We start from the raw sequence: 16,753 nt of genomic DNA, 5'->3' as shown, positions 1-16,753 counted from the left end.
TCTATCGCGCAGACCCGAAGGCCGCGTAAAAGCCCGTTACTTGAAGAAACCGCGTGCCTTCATGCGGTCGCAGGCATTGTAGCGCGGCGCGTTGAGGGTCACGCCCTTCTCCTTGGCGCGCGCTTCCATCATCTTGTGATGTTCTTCCTGGATCTGCTTGCACTCCTCGTAGGTCTTGGCGGCGAGCATTTTTTTCTGATGTTCTGCCCGTTCCTCGGGTGTCATCAGGGTCCAGCCCGGGGTGTTGTTCTGGTTGAAGCGATAGCGTGGGCCCTGCGCCAGCGTGGTGCCGGACACGGTTAGGGTGAGCATGGCGGTGGCAAGCAGAAGAGGGACTCTCATGGTGAACTCCTTGTGTAGTTTGACCTATCACGGAACAGACTGAGGCTGCCCCGCATTTTCTTATAGCACAGAAAGACTACATTCCCGGCGCTTTCCGCAGGAAGGAAGCCAGCAGCGCGCGCAGCGGACGGCTGGCGCGCCACATCCAGAACAGGCGGGCCCCCCAGCGCCACACGCGCCGGGGCCGCAGCGCGGCCAGCAGGGCGACGCCGACTGCGATGGCCAGGGGATGGCGTAAAGGGAATTCCCGTAGCCGATGAAAAACCGCCAGGGTCCATGCATGCGCCGCGTCCACGCGGGCGCAGGCTGCGGCCAGGGGCTGTGCTGCATGCGCCAGGGCCTGCCGCTGGGCGCGGATGCGTTCCCGCAGCATGGCGCGGCGCGCGAGGAGTTCAGCTTCCCTGTGACTGGTCATGGGGTGACTGGCCACGGGGCGACTGCCCGTCGTGGCTGGCAGCCCTGAGCCGGGCGAGATCCTCCTCGAGTTCAGCCAGGGTGTCGGCCAGCGGGATGGCGGCGTCCCGGGTGGTGCGCGCGAGAAGCCAGGCACACAGGCCGGCCGCCGCCAGGAAGACGAGCCCGAGAAGGGCGAGGATGATGACGCGCTGGGCCTCGAACAGCACCACCAGCAGGCCGGCGCCGAACACGATGGCCAGCATCAGGAAAAACACGGCGAGCTGCACCAGCACCAGCTGGCGCAGCAAGCGTGCCTTCTCCACGGCGATTTCCGTGGAGAGGAGCTCGAGACGGGTCTTGCCCATGGCGACCAGGGTGGCCGCCAGGGTCTTCAGGGAGGCGAAGAGGCCTTCACCTCCGGTCGTGCCCGGCATGGACGATCAGCGACGACCGAGGATGAAGCCCACCAGGAAGCCGATGCCGGCGGCGATGCCCACCGCCTTCCAGGGATTTTCATGGACGTAGGCATCGGTGGCACGGGCGGCCGCCCGGGTTTTTTCCACCAGCACGGCTTCGGCGGCGGCCAGACGCGCCCGCGCGGCCTGCAGACGTTCCTGCACGCGGGCCCGCAGGGAGGCGATTTTCTCGCCGGTCTGGTCGGCCGTGGCTTTCAGGACTTCTTCCGCGTCGCTGATGACGGCTTTCATGTCGGCGACGAGTTTTTCCTGGGCATTGAGTTCTTCGGTTGCCATGATGGGACCTTTCTTTCAGGTGGAAGGGGAACGGAAGTTACATGCGAATAGGGGCGCGCAGTCGGCTTTTCAAGGCCCGCCTCAGGCGGCGGGCTCCCGCAGGGCGGCATTGAGTTCGTCCACCACCTCGGCCCAGTCGCTGTCGGCCTCGATGGCTTCCCGCAAAAAGGCGGCCTGGGCGGGCGTCCAGAAGGGCGCTTCCGGCAGGGACACGTCATGGGGCAGGGGCGCGTGGCGGGCGATGAACTGGCGAATGGATTCCGGATCACTGGGCAGCCCCAGTTGTTCGAACAGCTCGTGGAAAGGGTGGAAACCGTGTTCCATGACCATGTTCACTGCTCCCGGCTGGATGCAAACAGTACGGTCTCGATGCGGGCACGCTCTTCCCGCGTGGGCAGCGCCTCTTCCGCCGCGGGGCGGCTGTGCTCCCGGTCGAGGCGGCCCTCCTCGTCGAAGGCAAGGAAACCATAGTGCTCGTTGACCACCGCCTCCGGCTCATCATGCTTCAGGCGCACGTACCATTCCGCCACGCGCAGCATTTTCCCCGCGAATTCCGGTGCAGTCGCCACCCGGCGGACCAGGGCGAGATACAGGGTGTGGGGCAGGGGATGCACTCGACCCGTCTCGTCCAGGAGGAAGATGAAACTCGCATGACGGCCCGTCACCGGCGGAAGGGCATCGTGGCGGCGGCGATATTCGGCCTGCCGGGCTTCCACCACGGTGAGCACTTCGTCATAGGCATCCCGGGCCGCTTCGCTCTGCGCCTCGTCACGGCGCAGGGTGAGCTCCTCGTGCAACTCGGCAAGGGCGTCCAGAGCGCCTTCCAGACGGGCCCGCTGCAGGGTGACGGGTTCGGACGGGTCGCTCACGCGTGGCGTCTCCGGGAGGTCATGGGTGGCCTGGGGCATGCAAGATCGGGGAACATGGCGAAACTTAACCGGCAGCGGTGTGACGGCCATGGAGCATAACATGGCGGAACCGGGGTTTGGCTACGTCCGCCGAACGCCGCATGCCACAGCCGGGAAAATCCCGCGCAGCCAGGCCTCGATGTCTTCCGTGCGCGGCAATCCCTCCAGCACCACCTCTCCGTTCCGCAATACGACGGGCGTGCGTTCGTGGGCGATGCCCAGCGCCTCGGCATCCTTGCGGATGTCCAGATCCACCGCCAGCCCCAGCCCGGCAGCCGCGCAGTGCAGGCGCTTCTCCAGACGCAACAGGGGCTCGCCGCGACCCACCAGGGTCAGGGCAAGGCGCGGAGCGTCGGGGGAAGGGGGGCTGCAGGCAGGCACGTTGTGGGATCACACGCTGGGGCAGGCCGTTGCAAAACCGCCGTGGGGTACCATCAGCGGCGCAGTGTTCGCGCCCCCGCCCAACGGCTCGTTGTCTTTCGGTCGCCGCGCGTCGTGCGCCCCGCGGCGGGCCATGCCCGCTGCGTTTTTCAACGGCCTGTCAGCCACACTTGCCGCCGCTGCAGCAGCCGCCCGCGGCGCCGGTTGCGGCAGCCGTGGCGTTGCCTGCCAGCCAGCCGTCGATCTTTTCCTTGGAGGGAATGCCGCCTGCGTGCACCACCTTGCCGTCGATGACGACACCCGGGGTGGTCATCACACCGTATTTCATGATCTCGGCGATGTCTTCCACCTTCTCCAGTTGCACGGCCACGCCCTTGGCGCGGGCGGCGTCCTCGATCAGCTTGAGGGTGGTTTTGCAGTTGGCACAGCCGGTACCCAGTACCTTGATGTTCATCATTGGGAGGTCTCCTTGATTCAGCAGCAGGATGCGCCGGATTTGGTGGGCGTGCAGCAGGCGGCCGCGGGCTCGGGCGCCGCCGGCGTGGTGCCGGCATAGGCTTCGTCGAAACGGGCGTCGAGCATCTGCGCCGCTTCGTCGCGGATATGACGTGCGATCTCGATCACCAGGTCGATCTGCTCCTTGGCGACGCCGTAGGACTTGAGCTTGTCCACCTGGCACAGGCCCTGTTTCGGATGGTTGGCCGCGATATTGGCCGCGAGCGACACCAGGGCGACGATGGAGGGGTGCAGGGTCGCTTCACTCATGGGAACTCCTTTACAGAATGGCGTTGAACACGTAGCCCACCAGCAGGATGCCCGCCGACACCACCCCCACGAAGGTGAGAATGAGGGGCAGCTTGAGCACCTTGCGCAGGATGAGCACTTCCGGCAGCGACAGGGCGATGACGCTCATCATGAAGGCCAGCGTCGTGCCGAGGGCCGCGCCCTTGCCGATCAGGGCCTCCACCACCGGCAGGATGCCGGCCGCGTTGGTGTACATGGGCACGCCGAGGGCCACCGCCGCCGGCATCGCCCACCAGGGCGCGTCCCTGCCCATGATGGAGGCCATGAAGTCCTCCGGGACATAGCCGTGGATGCCGGCGCCGACGGCGATGCCGAGCAGGACGTAGGGCCAGACCTTGCCGACGATCTCCTTCACGTGATGCAGCCCGGCGCGGAAACGGGCCGGCCAGTCGAGTGTTTCACCGGTGACGGCGGCGGCTTCACCCATGTGGATGCCGCGCACCCAGTCCTGCAGGTGGCGCTCCATTTTCAGCTCGCCGATGACGAGACCGGCGACGATGGCCACCGTGAGGCCCAGGCCCAGATACAGCGCCGCCACCTTCCAGCCGAACAGGCCGAACAGCAGGGCGAGCGCCACCTCATTCACCATGGGCGCGGAAATCAGGAAGGAAAAGGTCACCCCTAGCGGCACGCCGGCGGAGAGAAAGCCGATGAAAAGCGGCACGGCGGAACAGGAGCAAAAGGGGGTAACGATGCCCAGACTGGCGGCGAGCACGTTGCCGATGCCGAGTTTTCTGCCGGACAGCAGGGCGCGGGTGCGCGCCGGCGCGAAGAAGGTCTGAATGATACCCATCAGGAACACGATGCCGACGAGCAGCAGCAGCACCTTGGGCGTGTCGTAGAAAAAGAAATGCACCGCCTCGCCGAGATGGGTGCTGCGGGAAAGCCCGAGGGCGCCGACGACGAAATCGGCGAACTCGGTCAGATGCGCGTAGGCCAGCAGCCAGAGCGCGGCCGCGGCGGCAATGGCGGCGATCCAGGCGCCCAGGCCCATGGGCTGGGGCGCTTTGCCGGCCGCGGTTTCAACAGTGTTCATGCCGACTCCCTCCTTATGGGTCGAAGACTGCATTGAGGATATTCCCTCTCCCCTTGTGGGAGCGGGGCAGGGTGAGGGGGCGGCGGCTCAATCTCGCCAACTTGCAATCGGTCCGCCATCGTTTCACCCTCTCCCCAGCCCTCTCCCATCAAGGGAGGGGGTGCCCATATCACAGCGCGAAATCGGCATCGTAGGGGGCCTCGCCCTCCACCACGGGCAGGGTCATGGCACGGTCCCAGATGCTCCAGCCACCATTGAGCACACGCACATCCCGATAACCCAAGGATTTGAGTTGCAGCCAGCCCAGGCTCATGCGGAAACCGTCATGGCAGTAGAGATAGACGGTCTTGTCCTTGGGCACGTCCCTGTAGAGGGCCGCGAGCTGATCCTCGGACAGCCACTTCTGGGTTTGGGCGTCGGTGCCGTCCAGGCTCACCACGTTGATGGCACCCGGGATGTGGCCGGCCTGCACGGCGTGGCGCACCACCTTGCCCGTGTACATGTCATGGGGGCGCGCATCCACCAGCACGATATTGGGGTCCCGCCGCGACACCACCTGGTCATAGACCTCCGGCCATTCCGCGAACAGACGCCGGTCGGCGGGCTTGAGGGTGACCTTGCCGGGCCTGCGCGGCGGCGTCGGCGTGCGGCTGAGTTCGTTGAAGGCCGTCCATTCCACCGTGCCACCATCGAGGATCTTGACCCGGCTCATGTCGTAGCCGTAGAGCGCAAGCAGGAAATAAAGCCGTGCGGTCAGGGCCGTGCGGGAATCGTCGTAGAGCACGATGAGCGAGTCGTCGTCGATGCCCCAGCGGCGCAGGGTGGCCTGGAATTTCTCCCGGCTGGGAAACAGCATGATGGAACGGCCGTCGTTGTCGCCCAGATCCTTGAAGCGCTGCACCTGCACCGCGCCCGGGATGTGGCCCACGGTGAAGTGGCGGTGGGGGTGGTAGCGTACCTCCAGCACCACCAGCTTGGGATTTTTCATCTGGCTGGCGAGCCAGTCCGCATCCACCAGGAAGGAACGGTCGGCGAAGGCAGCCGGAGCGAAAGCGAGCAGGGCCGCAAACAGCAGGAACAGGCGTTTCATGCTTTGACTCCGGATTTGCGTTTGGCACGTGGGCGGGCAAGGGGAGGCAGGACCTGGGGCGGGCAGGGCGACGCGGCGCGCAGGCTGGCGCATTCGCCGGGCTGGTGGGCGCAACATTCCTCGGTGAGGTAGGCGATCAGTTCCAGCATCAGGGGAATGTTGGCGCGGTAGCGCACGAAGCGGCCCTCCTGCACCGGCGTCACCAGCCCCGCCTGGGCCAATGCCTTGAGATGGAACGAGAGATTGCTGGGCGCAAGGCCCAAAATGCCGGCGATCTCGCCCGCCACCAGCCCCTGACTGCCGTAGCGCACCAGCAGCCGGTAGATGTTGAGCCTCGGGGCCGAGGCGAGGGACTCCAGGATGGGAATGGCGGTCTCGTTGTTCACGATTCAACGATACAACAAACATTGAAATGAAGTCAAGCGCGGTGCTGCTGCCATGGCCAAAGAAAATGACGTTCCCTTTCGCCGTCCGCCTTGTTGCCCGACTTTGACTCCGGTAGAGTGGCGCGCGTTTTCGCCGCGCGCCCCCGACCCTCTTGGAAACCTTGCCGATGACGCTCGCCTTCGCGCTGTTCCTCATCACCCTGGTGCTGGTGATCTGGCAGCCGCGCGGCTTGCCCATTGGCTGGACCGCCGTGGGCGGGGCACTGGTCGCTCTCGCCTTGGGCGTGGTGCATCCGGCGGACGTGCCGGTGGTATGGGACATCGTCTGGGACGCCACTTTCACGTTGGTGGGCCTGATCCTGATTTCCCTCGTGCTGGATGCGGCGGGTTTCTTCGAATGGGCCGCTCTCACGGTGGGACGCTGGGCGGGGGGACGGGGACCCTGGCTGTTTCTGCTTTTGGCCCTGCTCACCGCGGCGGTGGCGGCGCTGCTTGCCAATGACGGGGCCATCCTCATCCTCACGCCGCTGGTGCTGGAGATGCTGCACGCGCTGCGTTTCACGCCGCGGGCGATGCTGGCCTTCGTGCTGGCCACCGGCTTCGTGGCGGATACGGCGAGCCTGCCCTTCAAGGTTTCCAATCTCACCAACATCATCGTCGCCAACTATTTCGGGCTGAGCTTCCTCGACTACGCGGCGGTGATGGTCGTGGTGAACCTGGCAGCGCTGGCGGCGAGCCTGGCGGTGCTGTGGCTGGTGTTCCGGCGTGACGTGCCGGCACGCTTCGATGCCGGCACCCTGGACGAACCGGCTGCGGCCATTCGCGATGCGGTGGTCTTCCGCACCGGCTGGCTGGTTCTGCCGGCCGTGCTTGCGGGCTATCTGGCCGCCCATGCCCTGAGGCTGCCCACGGCCGCCATCACCGGCAGCGGCGCACTGGTACTGCTGCTGGCCGCGGGCCGCGAGCATTTCCTGCGGCGCCAACCGAAGGCGGTGATCCCCCTCTGGACACTGGTGCGGGAGGCGCCGTGGCAGGTGGTGATTTTCTCCCTGGGCATGTATCTGGTGGTGTTCGGCCTGCGCAACGCCGGGTTGACCCTCCTGCTCACGCAGGCCCTGGAAGCCCTGGCATCCCACGGCCTGTTGCTCGCCACCCTTGTCAGTGGCCTGCTGTTCGGCTTGCTCTCGGCGGTCATGAACAATCTGCCGGCGGTGCTGGTGGGCAGTCTCGCAATCCACGATGCAGCGCTGCCGTCCCTGCTGCGCGAGGCCATGATTTACGCCAACGTGGTGGGCTGCAACATCGGCCCCAAGATGACGCCCATCGGCAGCCTTGCCACGCTGCTCTGGCTGCATGTGCTGGCCCAGCGCGGTATGCGCATCGGCTGGCTGGAATATCTGCGGCTGGGGGTGCTGCTCACGCTGCCCGTGCTGGGAGTGACCCTGCTGGCCCTGGCGGGCTGGCTCGCCCTGATTCGTTGAGGGACGGGTTATCCTTGCGTTTTTCTGGAGACGATCCATGAATCTGTATGCGCTGCTGGCGGTGGCGGTGGGTGCCGTGCTGGGCGCGTGGCTGCGCTGGGGCCTGGGCCTCTGGCTCAACCCGGTGTTTCCGACGCTGCCCTTCGGCACCCTCGCGGCCAATCTTCTGGGCGGTTATCTCATCGGGCTGGCGGTGGCCTTTTTCGGCCATCACGCAGGACTGGCACCGGAATGGCGGCTGTTCGCCGTGACCGGCTTCCTGGACGCGCTCACCACGTTTTCCACGTTTTCCGCCGAGGTGGTGACCCTCATGCTGCGGGAGCAGTTTGGCTGGGCGTTCGCCACCGCCGCGGCGCATCTGCTGGGTTCCCTGAGCCTCACGGCGGTGGGTATCTGGACCTTCAAACTGATCAGGGGGTGATCCCGTGGCCGACGTGTTTCTGAAGATCTACACCGAGGAAAAGCAGCGCCACCGCGGCCGGCTGCTTTATGAGTGGCTACTGGAACAGGCCCACGCCCTGGGCATTCCCGGCGGGTCCGCCTTTCGCGCCATCGCGGGCTACGGGCGCCATGGCGTGATGCACGAGGAGAGCTTCTTCGAGCTGGCGGGCGACGTGCCGGTGGAGGTGGGCTTCGTCACCTCGGACGAGGCGGCGCAGCGTCTTCTGGACAGGATCGGCGAGGAGGGACTCAGCCTGTTCTACGCCATACTGCCGGCCCAGCACGGGGTCACCGGCCGGACCGGCTGACGGGCCGATGGATCTTTTCGGCCATCTCGTCCTCTTCGTCGCTTCCTTCGTCGCCAACTGGTTTTCCGCCCTGTCCGGCGGCGGGGCGGGGCTCATCCAGTTTCCCATGCTGATCTTCCTGGGGCTGCCCTTCGGGGTGGCGCTCGCCACCCACAAGGTGGCCAGCGTCGCCCTGGGTCTGGGGGCGACCCTGCGTCACCTGCGGGAGAGCACCCTGGAGCGGCACTTCTCCCTGCTCATCCTCGGGGCCGGGCTGCCAGGGGTGGTGCTGGGGGCCAACACCATCCTGCGTGTGCCGGAACGCTGGGCCACGGTGGCGCTGGGTGTGCTGACCATGGGCCTGGGCCTGTATTCCGCGCTCAAACCCCGGCTGGGGCTGGAGCATGCGCCGCGCAACCGGGAAGGGCGGGCACTGGCGGCGGGCATGCTCGGGCTGTTTGGCGTCGGCTTCCTGAACGGTTCCATCACGTCCGGCACCGGGCTCTTCCTCACCCTGTGGCTGGTCCGCTGGTTCGGCCTGGACTACAGGCGGGCGGTGGCCTACACCCTGGTGCTGTGTGGGGTGTTCTGGAACGGGACCGGCGCCCTGGTGCTGGGCTGGATCGGGCGCATCGCCTGGGACTGGATGCCGGCCCTGCTCGCCGGCTCGCTGCTCGGCGGCTATGCCGGCGCCCATTTCGCCCTGAAGAAGGGCAATGTCTGGATCAAGCGTGCCTTCGAGGGGGTGACCCTCCTCATCGGCGCCCGTCTCATCATCGGCTGACGCCGTACACCCATTCGTTGAGCAGGTCGCGCGCCGCGCCGATCACCTCGGTGGCGGTCATGCCCACCGGGCCGATGCCCTTGTCCCGCAGCCGGTCGGCGGCGGCACCGTGCAGGTGCACCGCCAGCAGCAGGGCATCGCGCGGCGCGAGTCCCTGGGCGAGCAGGGCACCCATGAGGCCAGCCAGCACGTCGCCGGTGCCGGCGCTGGCGAGCCCCGGATTGCCGCTCGTGTTGATGAACCAGGTGGCGTTGGGCATGGCGCATACCGTGCCGACGCCCTTGAGGGCCACGAAGGCGTTGAAGCGCGCCGCGATCAGGCTGGCCACTTCCACCCGCTGGCACAGGACGTCACCGACACCGGCGCCGATCAGGCGCGCCGCTTCCGCGGGGTGGGGCGTCATCAGAGTGGGCGCCCTGCGCTGGGCTGTCAGTTCCTGCAGGGTGGCGCTTGCGGCGATGAGGTTGAGCGCGTCCGCGTCCAGCACCACCGGCCTGTCGCTTGCCAGCACCTGTTCCAGATGGGCGCCGGCGGCCGCCGAGCGGCCCAGGCCGGGACCTGCCACCAGGACGGTGAGATGGGGGGCATCCAGCAGGTGGGCCGCGGGCCGCAGCATCAGTTCCGGCTGCAGGGCATCCACGGCCGGCGCCGCGTCGCTGATGAGCCCAAGATAGACCCGGCCGGCGCCGGCATGAAGGGCCGCGCGTCCCGCAAGCAAAGCGGCACCGGTCATGCCCGGTGCACCACCCAGGACGCCCACCGAGCCGAACAGGCCCTTGTGGCTGTTGAGGGGGCGCGGCGGCAACAGGCTTCGCACCAGGGTGGCATCCAGCAGCCAGCCCGGTGCCGGGTGGTACATGGGGGCCTGCACGTCCAGGGTGCGCAAGTGGAGCTCGCCGCAATGATCGGGACCGTCCCCGGTGAGCAGCCCCGGCTTGAGGGCGAGGAAGGTGACCGTGTGCCGCGCGCGGATGGTCGGACCGTGCACGCAGCCGCTGTCGGCGTCCAGGCCGCTGGGGACGTCCAGCGCCAGGATGGGCACGCCCAGTGCGTTCACACGCTGCACCCAGTCGGAATAGGGGGCCTCGAGCGGGCGGGTCAGGCCGATGCCGAACAGCCCGTCGATGACGAGCCCTAAGTTCCGGTCGTCGGGCAGAGCCGGCCGACAGGTGCCGCCCGCCGCGCGCCAGGCGGCGAGGGCTGCCGCGGCGTCCGGTGGCAGCCGGGCCTCGTCCGCGCGGAACGCCACCTCCACCCGGTAGAACCACTGCTTGAGCCAGCGTGCCGCCACCAGGGCATCGCCGCCGTTGTTGCCGGGACCGGCCAGGACGAGGATGGGACGTCCGTCCGCCGCCAGCGCCCGGGCCAGTTCGGCGGCGGCCAGACCCGCGCGCTCCATGAGCGGCGGCTGGTCCGGGGCCGGGACGACGCCACGCTCGATTTCACGGATACCGGCGGTGGGATAAATGGGCAGGGGCGGGGACATTCGGCCAATCGTGCGGTCTAAGGTTTTGCGGCGGGCTGCCGCAATATAGCATGGGGACGCAAGCCCCCGCCTGCGCAAGGAGGCGATTATGGCAAGCGAAAAAGTGAACCCGGCGGGCGCGCCCATCGTCAACTGCGACCAGACGGACGCCTGCGAGATCGTGTCCTGTGCCACCTGTCTGGCCGAGATTCCGGCGGACGTGGCGCTCACCGCGGAAGGACCGGACTACGTCCAGTATTTCTGCGGCCTGGACTGCGTGGCACGCTGGAAGGAAAAGCTCGGTAAGCCGCAGTGACCGCTGCGGCGCGCGCCCGGCGCCTGACCGTTTCGGGTAAAATTCCGGTTTCCCCTGCGAAATCCGGAACATGTCCCAGATCATCCAGCTGCGTGGACGCAGCGCCCTCTCCCCTTTTCGTCTCGACAAGCTCAAGCAAAGCCTCGCCGCCGCGGTGCCCTCGGTCACCGCGGTCCATGCCGAATTCTGGCACTTTGCCGCGGTGAGCCGGCCGCTGACGCCGGAGGAACGCAGCCGGCTGGAACGCCTGCTCACCTATGGCCCGGCCGGCGAGCCCGGGGACGCACGGGGTGACCTGTTCCTCGTGGTGCCGCGCATCGGCACGATTTCCCCCTGGTCTTCCAAGGCCACGGACATCGCCCACCATTGCGGCCTGGGCGCAGTGGAGCGCATCGAGCGCGGTGTGGCCTGGTATTTCCGCAAGGCGGGCTGGGCGCCGCTGGAGGCGGAGGAGCGGCGTGCGCTGTTTCCCCTGATCCACGACCGCATGACCGAAACCGTGCTCACCGAGCTGGACCGGGTGAACGAACTTTTTGCCCACCACAGCCCCCGGCCCCTCGCCACCGTGGACATCCTGGGGGGTGGGCGCGAGGCGCTGGTGGCGGCGAACCGGGACATGGGGCTCGCCCTGTCGCCGGACGAAATCGATTACCTGGTGGAGAACTTCACGCGGCTTGAGCGCAATCCCACCGACGTGGAACTGATGATGTTCGCCCAGGCGAACTCCGAGCATTGCCGGCACAAGATCTTCAATGCGGAATGGATCATTGACGGCCGCCGGCAGGACAAGAGCCTGTTCGCCATGATCCGCCACACCCACGAGCAGCATCCGGAAGGCACGGTGGTGGCCTATGCCGACAACGCGGCCGTGATGCAGGGCGCCCCGGTGGCACGCTTTTATCCGGATCCGGTCACGGGCCGCTACGAGTTCCACAGGGAGCTCACCCACATTCTGATGAAGGTGGAGACCCACAACCACCCCACCGCGATCTCGCCCTTCCCGGGTGCAGCCACGGGGGCGGGCGGCGAGATCCGCGATGAGGGTGCCACCGGCACGGGCTCCAAGCCCAAGGCGGGGCTCACCGGTTTTTCCGTGTCCAACCTGGCCATACCCGGCTTTGAACAGCCCTGGGAGGCGAATCCCTACGGGCGGCCGGCGCGCATTGCCTCGGCGCTGTCCATCATGCTGGAGGGGCCCATCGGCGCAGCGGCCTTCAACAACGAGTTCGGCCGTCCCAATCTGGCGGGCTATTTCCGCACCTTCGAACAGTGGGTGGCGGGGGAGATGCGGGGCTATCACAAGCCCATCATGCTGGCCGGCGGCATCGGCAACATTTCCGCGGCCCACGTGCACAAGCGCGAGGTGGTGCCGGGTGCGCTGCTCATCCAGCTGGGCGGACCGGGGCTTTTGATCGGCCTGGGCGGTGGCGCGGCTTCCAGCATGGACACCGGCGCCAATGCCGAAGATCTCGATTTCGACTCGGTGCAGCGGGGCAACCCGGAAATGCAGCGCCGCGCCCAGGAGGTGATCGACCGCTGCTGGCAGCTGGGCGAGGCCAATCCCATCCTGTCCATCCACGACGTGGGAGCGGGTGGCCTGTCCAATGCCCTGCCCGAGCTGGTGCATGCCAGCCACCATGGGGCCCGCCTCGATCTGCGCAGGATTCCCATCGAGGAACCCGGCATGTCGCCCATGCAGATCTGGTGCAACGAGGCGCAGGAACGCTACGTGCTCGCCATCCGTCCCGAGAGCCTGGAGCGGTTCCGGGAAATCTGCGAACGGGAGCGCTGTCCCTTCGCGGTGCTGGGCAGCGCCACCGCCGAGCCCCACCTGCGGGTGGAAGATCCCCATTTCGGCAATCTGCCGGTGGACGTGGATCTCGAGATCATCCTGGGCAAACCGCCGCGCATGACCCGCGACGTGACTCATGTGGCGCGCAGCCTGCCGCCCCTGGATTTCTCGTCCATGCGCCTCGAAGAGGCCGTGGAGCGGGTGCTGCGTCTGCCTGCCGTGGCGGCCAAAACCTTTCTCATCACCATCGGTGACCGGACCGTCGGCGGCCTCACTGCACGGGACCAGATGGTGGGGCCGTGGCAGGTGCCGGTGGCGGACTGCGCCGTCACGCTCATGGGCTACGACACCTGCCTGGGCGAGGCTTTCGCCCTCGGCGAGCGCACGCCCCTCGCCCTCATCGACGCACCGGCTTCCGGGCGCATGGCGGTGGGGGAGGTGATCACCAATCTCGCCGCCGCGCCCATCGAGAAGCTCTCGGACATTAAGCTCTCCGCCAACTGGATGGCTCCCGCGGGCCATCCGGGCGAGGATGCAGCCCTGTTCGACACGGTGCGCGCGGTAGGGATGGATCTGTGTCCCGCGCTGGGGCTCTCGATCCCCGTGGGCAAGGATTCCCTGTCCATGAAGACCGTCTGGGAGGAGAACGGCCGGCGCAAGGAAGTCACGGCACCGGTGTCGCTGATCGTGTCGGGGTTCGCTCCGGTGTACGATGCGCGCCGCACCCTCACGCCCCAGCTGCGCACCGACTGCGGCGAGACCGACCTCATCCTCATCGACCTGGGGGCGGGGCGCGGCCGCCTGGGGGGCTCCGCGCTGGCCCAGGTGTACGGCCAGCTGGGTGACCGCTGCCCTGACGTGGTCAACCCAGGCAAGCTCAGGGCCTTCTTCGAGACCGTGCAGGACTTGAACCGGGCGGGCAAGATCCTGGCCTACCACGACCGCTCCGACGGTGGCCTGCTGGTGACCCTGTGCGAGATGGCCTTCGCCGGCCACACGGGCATCACGGTGGATCTGGACGAACTCTGCTTCGACCAGATCCGCGCGGGCGTGGAGCGGCGTGGCGAGCCGGAACCGGAGCTGCCCCCCGGTGCTTACTCGCCCCACATCTACCCGGTGCTGTTCAACGAGGAACTGGGCGCAGTGCTGCAGGTGCGTCGCACCGACACGCGGGTGGTGCTGGACACCTTCTTCGCCGCGGGCCTGCGCAGCGAGCTGCACGTGATCGGTACCCTGAACGCAGACGATACCATTCGTCTGCTGCGCAACGGCGCGGAGATCTATGCAACGCCCCGCGCACATCTGCAGCGCATCTGGGCCGAGACCAGCTTCCACATGCAGCGCCTGCGGGACAATCCCCAGTGCGCGCAGGAGGAGTTCGACCGGCTGCTGGAAGTGGACGATCCCGGGCTCAACGTGCGGCTCACCTTCGACCCCGCCGAGGACATCGTCGCGCCCTTCATCGCCCGCGGCGCCCGGCCGCGGGTGGCCGTCCTGCGCGAGCAGGGTGTGAATGGCCAGGTGGAGATGGCGGCCGCCTTCCACCGCGCCGGATTCGAGGCGGTGGACGTGCACATGAGCGACATCATCGGCGGCCGTGTGTCCCTGCAGGACTTCGCCGGCTTCGCCGCCTGCGGCGGCTTTTCCTACGGCGACGTGCTGGGGGCGGGGGAGGGTTGGGCCAAGTCCATCCTGTTCAACCCCCGGGCCCGGGAGGAATTCGAAGCCTTCTTCCGGCGCGGGGATTCCTTCGCCCTGGGCGTGTGCAATGGCTGCCAGATGATGAGCAACCTGCACGAGATCATTCCGGGGGCGGCTGACTGGCCTCACTTCGTGCGCAACCGCTCGGAGCAGTTCGAAGCCCGCTTCGTGCTGGTGGAGGTGACGGACAGCCCGTCCATTTTCCTGCGGGACATGGCGGGCAGCCGGCTGCCCCTCGTGGTGGCCCATGGCGAGGGCTATGCGGAATTCGCAAGCCCCGAGCAGCGCGCCCGCGCCCACGTGGCGCTGCGCTACGTGGACCATCACGGCCGGCCCACGGAGACCTATCCCCTGAATCCCAACGGTTCGCCGGAGGGCATCACCGGTCTCACCACCGGCGATGGCCGGTTCACCATCATGATGCCCCATCCGGAACGCCTGTTCCGGACCGTGCAGCATTCCTGGCATCCCCCGGAGTGGGGGGAGGACGGGCCCTGGCTGCGCATGTTCCGCAACGCGCGCCGCTGGCTCGGCTGAAGCGCGGGCGTCAGTTCAGGCTGTCCTGGAACTGGTGCAGGATCTCGTCCGTGAACTCGTTCCGGGTGAGCGGGCTGATGCCCAGTTCGGCGAGGATGTTGGTCTCCACTGCCGCCCAGCCCGGATCGCCGTAGCCGCAGAACAGGTTGCGCAGGTGGGTGGCGAATAGCAGCACGGCGATGAGTGGCGTCTCTGTCGCGAGACCCTGCCCGGGGTCGTGATGATGACGGATGGCCTGGCACACCGGCTCCGGCAGTTTCCAGTTGCGTGCCAGGAGATAGCCCACCACGGCGTGGCTGGTGTTGTGGGCGGCGTCTTCCTGCTCCAGATCCGGCCAGGTCCGGGCGATATCCCGACAGTAGCCGGGAAAACGCTGCATGAGGATGGGCACGCCGCAATCGTGGAACAGGCCCGCCATGTGGGCGTGTTCCGGGGCAATGCGCAGCACGTCCTGCTGGCGCCGGACGATCAGGCTGCACAGCAGCGCGATGTCGTTGGCACGCTCCCAGAAGGCGTCCAGTTGGGCGCTGTCAGTGCCAAGGGCATCACGCAGCGCGGCACTCTTGATGACGGTGAGTGCCGGTTTCAGTCCCATCAGCGAGAGCGCCTGGTCGAGGCTGTCCACTTCCCGCCGCAGGCCGAACACCGGCGAGTGTGCCACCTTGAAGATGCGGGCCGTGAGGCCGGCATCCTTGCCCACCAGCCCGGCGATGGCCCGCAGGCTCACATCGTCGCGTTGCGCCAGGGCGTCGATTTCCTGGAGGATGCGCGGCTGCGGTGGCAGATTGACGCCCCGCGCGAGCAGGGCTTCGATTTCCTGGTCGGGAGGCGGCGAGGGCGACTGAACCATGGCACGACATTGGAATGTTTTGCAGGCGGGGACAGTATCGGCCTTTCTCCGACTTCCTTTAGCCCCGGGCAGCCCCCGGCCGCGAGCATAAACGCGCCGCGATGAGCGGCGCGGTCTCGTGAACGGGAATGCACCCGGGTTTCCGGGCGACGGGTTTTACTTGGTTTCGGCCGGGGCGGGATATTCGATCTTGGCCTTGGCGCGCAGCTCGGCCGCCATCTGCTGCAGTTGCTGCTGCTGCAGGCGCTGGACCAGCTGGGGCTTGATCTCCTCCAGCTTGGGCGCATCCTTCACGTCTTCCAGCTTGATGACGTGCCAGCCGAACTGGCTCTGCACCGGCGTTTTGGTGTATTCGCCCTTCTTGAGGGCCACCAGGGCGTCGGCAAAGGGCTTCACGTAGGCATTGGGCACGTTCCATCCCAGATCGCCGCCGTTCTGGGCGGACGAGTCCTTGGATTTCTGCTGGGCCAGCTTCTCGAATTTCGCACCCTTGGCCAGCTGGGCGATGACGGCCTCGGCCTCTTTCCTGTCCGCCACCAGAATGTGGCGCGCGTGATACTGCTTGTCGCCGATCTGGGCCCGGATCTTGTCGTACTCGGCCTTGATCATGTCATCGGTGATGGGATGCTTCTTGACGTAGTCCTGCACATAGGCATTGAGCAGGATGTTCTGGCGCGCCAGATCCATCTGCATCTGCACATCTGGCCGCTTGTCGATGCCTTCCTTGACCGCGGCCTGGCGCACCACCTCGCGGCTGATGAGTTCCTCCAGCACGGCCTTGCGCACTTCGGGCGTATCCGGCATACCCTGGGCGGCGCGCTGCTGCATGAAGGTGTCGATCACGGCCTGCTTGATGGGCGTGCCATTGACGGTGGCGGCGACGGCCTCATTGCCGGTCTTGGCGGCGGGCTGGGCATTGCACGCACCCAGGGTGAGCATGCTGCCGAACAGAGCGAACAACACGCGGGAAGTCATGGCTTTCATGAAAGGTCCTCTTTGGGGTT

The 16,753-nt window shown here is 67.1% G+C and carries 21 protein-coding genes; 6 read left to right on the top strand and 15 right to left on the bottom strand.

Annotated features, from left to right (window positions below; translation table 11 throughout):
• Nucleotides 1-36: 36 nt before the first annotated feature.
• From ACZ42P_RS01870 to ACZ42P_RS01815, 12 genes are all read right to left on the bottom strand, one after another.
• Nucleotides 37-342 (bottom strand): hypothetical protein, encoded by a 306-nt coding sequence (locus ACZ42P_RS01870; protein ID WP_464898410.1) that lies wholly within the window; start codon nucleotides 340-342, stop codon nucleotides 37-39.
• Between the two features lie 76 nt (nucleotides 343-418).
• Nucleotides 419-757: a YqjK family protein gene (locus ACZ42P_RS01865; protein ID WP_464898409.1), complete on the bottom strand. Its 339-nt coding sequence runs from the start codon at nucleotides 755-757 to the stop codon at nucleotides 419-421.
• Complete coding sequence (locus tag ACZ42P_RS01860; RefSeq protein WP_464898408.1) at nucleotides 735-1,172, bottom strand: phage holin family protein; 438 nt, start codon at nucleotides 1,170-1,172, stop codon at nucleotides 735-737. Before ACZ42P_RS01860 ends, ACZ42P_RS01865 begins: the two co-directional genes overlap by 23 nt.
• 6 nt (nucleotides 1,173-1,178) lie before the next feature.
• Nucleotides 1,179-1,490, bottom strand: coding sequence for an ElaB/YgaM/YqjD family protein (locus ACZ42P_RS01855; protein ID WP_464898407.1), 312 nt, complete (start codon nucleotides 1,488-1,490; stop codon nucleotides 1,179-1,181).
• 81 nt (nucleotides 1,491-1,571) lie between these two features.
• A complete protein-coding gene (locus tag ACZ42P_RS01850) occupies nucleotides 1,572-1,814 on the bottom strand; it encodes a DUF2789 domain-containing protein (protein WP_464899348.1) in 243 nt (80 codons plus the stop codon).
• Nucleotides 1,815-1,822: 8 nt separating this feature from the next.
• Nucleotides 1,823-2,359, bottom strand: coding sequence for a hypothetical protein (locus ACZ42P_RS01845; RefSeq protein WP_464898406.1), 537 nt, complete (start codon nucleotides 2,357-2,359; stop codon nucleotides 1,823-1,825).
• A gap of 120 nt (nucleotides 2,360-2,479) precedes the next feature.
• Complete coding sequence (locus tag ACZ42P_RS01840; protein ID WP_464898405.1) at nucleotides 2,480-2,779, bottom strand: thioredoxin domain-containing protein; 300 nt, start codon at nucleotides 2,777-2,779, stop codon at nucleotides 2,480-2,482.
• Nucleotides 2,780-2,939: 160 nt separating this feature from the next.
• On the bottom strand, nucleotides 2,940-3,236 hold the full coding sequence (locus tag ACZ42P_RS01835) for a thioredoxin family protein (RefSeq protein WP_464898404.1): 297 nt from the start codon (nucleotides 3,234-3,236) through the stop codon (nucleotides 2,940-2,942).
• A 17-nt stretch (nucleotides 3,237-3,253) separates the two neighbouring features.
• On the bottom strand, nucleotides 3,254-3,544 hold the full coding sequence (locus ACZ42P_RS01830) for a hypothetical protein (RefSeq protein ID WP_464898403.1): 291 nt from the start codon (nucleotides 3,542-3,544) through the stop codon (nucleotides 3,254-3,256).
• Nucleotides 3,545-3,554: 10 nt separating this feature from the next.
• Nucleotides 3,555-4,619, bottom strand: a complete 1,065-nt coding sequence (locus ACZ42P_RS01825; protein ID WP_464898402.1) for a permease — start codon at nucleotides 4,617-4,619, stop codon at nucleotides 3,555-3,557.
• A 169-nt stretch (nucleotides 4,620-4,788) separates the two neighbouring features.
• A complete protein-coding gene (locus ACZ42P_RS01820) occupies nucleotides 4,789-5,709 on the bottom strand; it encodes a sulfurtransferase (protein WP_464898401.1) in 921 nt (306 codons plus the stop codon).
• Entirely contained in the window at nucleotides 5,706-6,095 is a 390-nt protein-coding gene (locus ACZ42P_RS01815) for an ArsR/SmtB family transcription factor (protein ID WP_464898400.1), read from the bottom strand. The genes ACZ42P_RS01820 and ACZ42P_RS01815 overlap by 4 nt, the downstream gene beginning before the upstream one ends.
• A gap of 167 nt (nucleotides 6,096-6,262) precedes the next feature.
• Here ACZ42P_RS01815 and ACZ42P_RS01810 point away from each other — a divergent pair, with 167 nt between their 5' ends.
• From ACZ42P_RS01810 to ACZ42P_RS01795, 4 genes are read left to right on the top strand one after another with little or no spacing between them, the layout of a single operon-like run.
• Nucleotides 6,263-7,576, top strand: coding sequence for an arsenic transporter (locus ACZ42P_RS01810; RefSeq protein WP_464898399.1), 1,314 nt, complete (start codon nucleotides 6,263-6,265; stop codon nucleotides 7,574-7,576).
• Between the two features lie 37 nt (nucleotides 7,577-7,613).
• Nucleotides 7,614-7,997: a fluoride efflux transporter CrcB gene (gene crcB, locus ACZ42P_RS01805; protein ID WP_464898398.1), complete on the top strand. Its 384-nt coding sequence runs from the start codon at nucleotides 7,614-7,616 to the stop codon at nucleotides 7,995-7,997.
• A 4-nt stretch (nucleotides 7,998-8,001) separates the two neighbouring features.
• The gene (locus ACZ42P_RS01800; RefSeq protein WP_464898397.1) at nucleotides 8,002-8,325 is read left to right on the top strand and encodes a DUF190 domain-containing protein; all 324 of its coding nucleotides are present in this window, start codon (nucleotides 8,002-8,004) and stop codon (nucleotides 8,323-8,325) included.
• Nucleotides 8,326-8,332: 7 nt separating this feature from the next.
• A complete protein-coding gene (locus ACZ42P_RS01795) occupies nucleotides 8,333-9,088 on the top strand; it encodes a sulfite exporter TauE/SafE family protein (RefSeq protein WP_464898396.1) in 756 nt (251 codons plus the stop codon).
• Here ACZ42P_RS01795 and ACZ42P_RS01790 read toward each other — a convergent pair.
• Nucleotides 9,078-10,574, bottom strand: a complete 1,497-nt coding sequence (locus ACZ42P_RS01790) for an NAD(P)H-hydrate dehydratase (RefSeq protein WP_464898395.1) — start codon at nucleotides 10,572-10,574, stop codon at nucleotides 9,078-9,080. The two genes, ACZ42P_RS01795 and ACZ42P_RS01790, sit on opposite strands and share 11 nt — an antisense overlap.
• An 88-nt stretch (nucleotides 10,575-10,662) precedes the next feature.
• On the opposite strand from ACZ42P_RS01790, the gene ACZ42P_RS01785 reads away from it, so the two are divergent.
• Both ACZ42P_RS01785 and purL read left to right on the top strand, forming a co-directional pair.
• Nucleotides 10,663-10,869, top strand: a complete 207-nt coding sequence (locus ACZ42P_RS01785; RefSeq protein WP_464898394.1) for a DUF3330 domain-containing protein — start codon at nucleotides 10,663-10,665, stop codon at nucleotides 10,867-10,869.
• Nucleotides 10,870-10,948: 79 nt separating this feature from the next.
• Entirely contained in the window at nucleotides 10,949-14,899 is a 3,951-nt protein-coding gene (purL, locus tag ACZ42P_RS01780) for a phosphoribosylformylglycinamidine synthase (protein ID WP_464899347.1), read from the top strand.
• 10 nt (nucleotides 14,900-14,909) lie between these two features.
• Here purL and ACZ42P_RS01775 read toward each other — a convergent pair whose 3' ends face one another.
• Both ACZ42P_RS01775 and ACZ42P_RS01770 read right to left on the bottom strand, forming a co-directional pair.
• Nucleotides 14,910-15,749, bottom strand: coding sequence for an HDOD domain-containing protein (locus ACZ42P_RS01775; RefSeq protein ID WP_464898393.1), 840 nt, complete (start codon nucleotides 15,747-15,749; stop codon nucleotides 14,910-14,912).
• Between the two features lie 156 nt (nucleotides 15,750-15,905).
• On the bottom strand, nucleotides 15,906-16,733 hold the full coding sequence (locus ACZ42P_RS01770) for a peptidylprolyl isomerase (protein ID WP_464898392.1): 828 nt from the start codon (nucleotides 16,731-16,733) through the stop codon (nucleotides 15,906-15,908).
• Nucleotides 16,734-16,753: the final 20 nt, after the last annotated feature.

Source organism: Thiobacter subterraneus (assembly GCF_055379455.1).
The sequence above is the reverse complement of the archived record's forward strand: the minus strand, read 5'-3'. Positions and strand labels throughout refer to the sequence as shown.

Bases quoted from the DNA above. Each gene is read 5' to 3' on its own strand.
- ACZ42P_RS01870 (WP_464898410.1), bottom strand. From the start codon at position 342: ATGAGAGTCCCTCTTCTGCTTGCCACCGCCATGCTCACCCTAACCGTG.
- ACZ42P_RS01865 (WP_464898409.1), bottom strand. From the start codon at position 757: ATGACCAGTCACAGGGAAGCTGAACTCCTCGCGCGCCGCGCCATGCTG.
- ACZ42P_RS01860 (WP_464898408.1), bottom strand. From the start codon at position 1,172: ATGCCGGGCACGACCGGAGGTGAAGGCCTCTTCGCCTCCCTGAAGACC.
- ACZ42P_RS01855 (WP_464898407.1), bottom strand. From the start codon at position 1,490: ATGGCAACCGAAGAACTCAATGCCCAGGAAAAACTCGTCGCCGACATG.
- ACZ42P_RS01850 (WP_464899348.1), bottom strand. From the start codon at position 1,814: ATGGAACACGGTTTCCACCCTTTCCACGAGCTGTTCGAACAACTGGGG.
- ACZ42P_RS01835 (WP_464898404.1), bottom strand. From the start codon at position 3,236: ATGATGAACATCAAGGTACTGGGTACCGGCTGTGCCAACTGCAAAACC.
- ACZ42P_RS01830 (WP_464898403.1), bottom strand. From the start codon at position 3,544: ATGAGTGAAGCGACCCTGCACCCCTCCATCGTCGCCCTGGTGTCGCTC.
- ACZ42P_RS01825 (WP_464898402.1), bottom strand. From the start codon at position 4,619: ATGAACACTGTTGAAACCGCGGCCGGCAAAGCGCCCCAGCCCATGGGC.
- ACZ42P_RS01820 (WP_464898401.1), bottom strand. From the start codon at position 5,709: ATGAAACGCCTGTTCCTGCTGTTTGCGGCCCTGCTCGCTTTCGCTCCG.
- ACZ42P_RS01810 (WP_464898399.1), top strand. From the start codon at position 6,263: ATGACGCTCGCCTTCGCGCTGTTCCTCATCACCCTGGTGCTGGTGATC.
- crcB (WP_464898398.1), top strand. From the start codon at position 7,614: ATGAATCTGTATGCGCTGCTGGCGGTGGCGGTGGGTGCCGTGCTGGGC.
- ACZ42P_RS01795 (WP_464898396.1), top strand. From the start codon at position 8,333: ATGGATCTTTTCGGCCATCTCGTCCTCTTCGTCGCTTCCTTCGTCGCC.
- ACZ42P_RS01790 (WP_464898395.1), bottom strand. From the start codon at position 10,574: ATGTCCCCGCCCCTGCCCATTTATCCCACCGCCGGTATCCGTGAAATC.
- ACZ42P_RS01785 (WP_464898394.1), top strand. From the start codon at position 10,663: ATGGCAAGCGAAAAAGTGAACCCGGCGGGCGCGCCCATCGTCAACTGC.
- ACZ42P_RS01775 (WP_464898393.1), bottom strand. From the start codon at position 15,749: ATGGTTCAGTCGCCCTCGCCGCCTCCCGACCAGGAAATCGAAGCCCTG.
- ACZ42P_RS01770 (WP_464898392.1), bottom strand. From the start codon at position 16,733: ATGAAAGCCATGACTTCCCGCGTGTTGTTCGCTCTGTTCGGCAGCATG.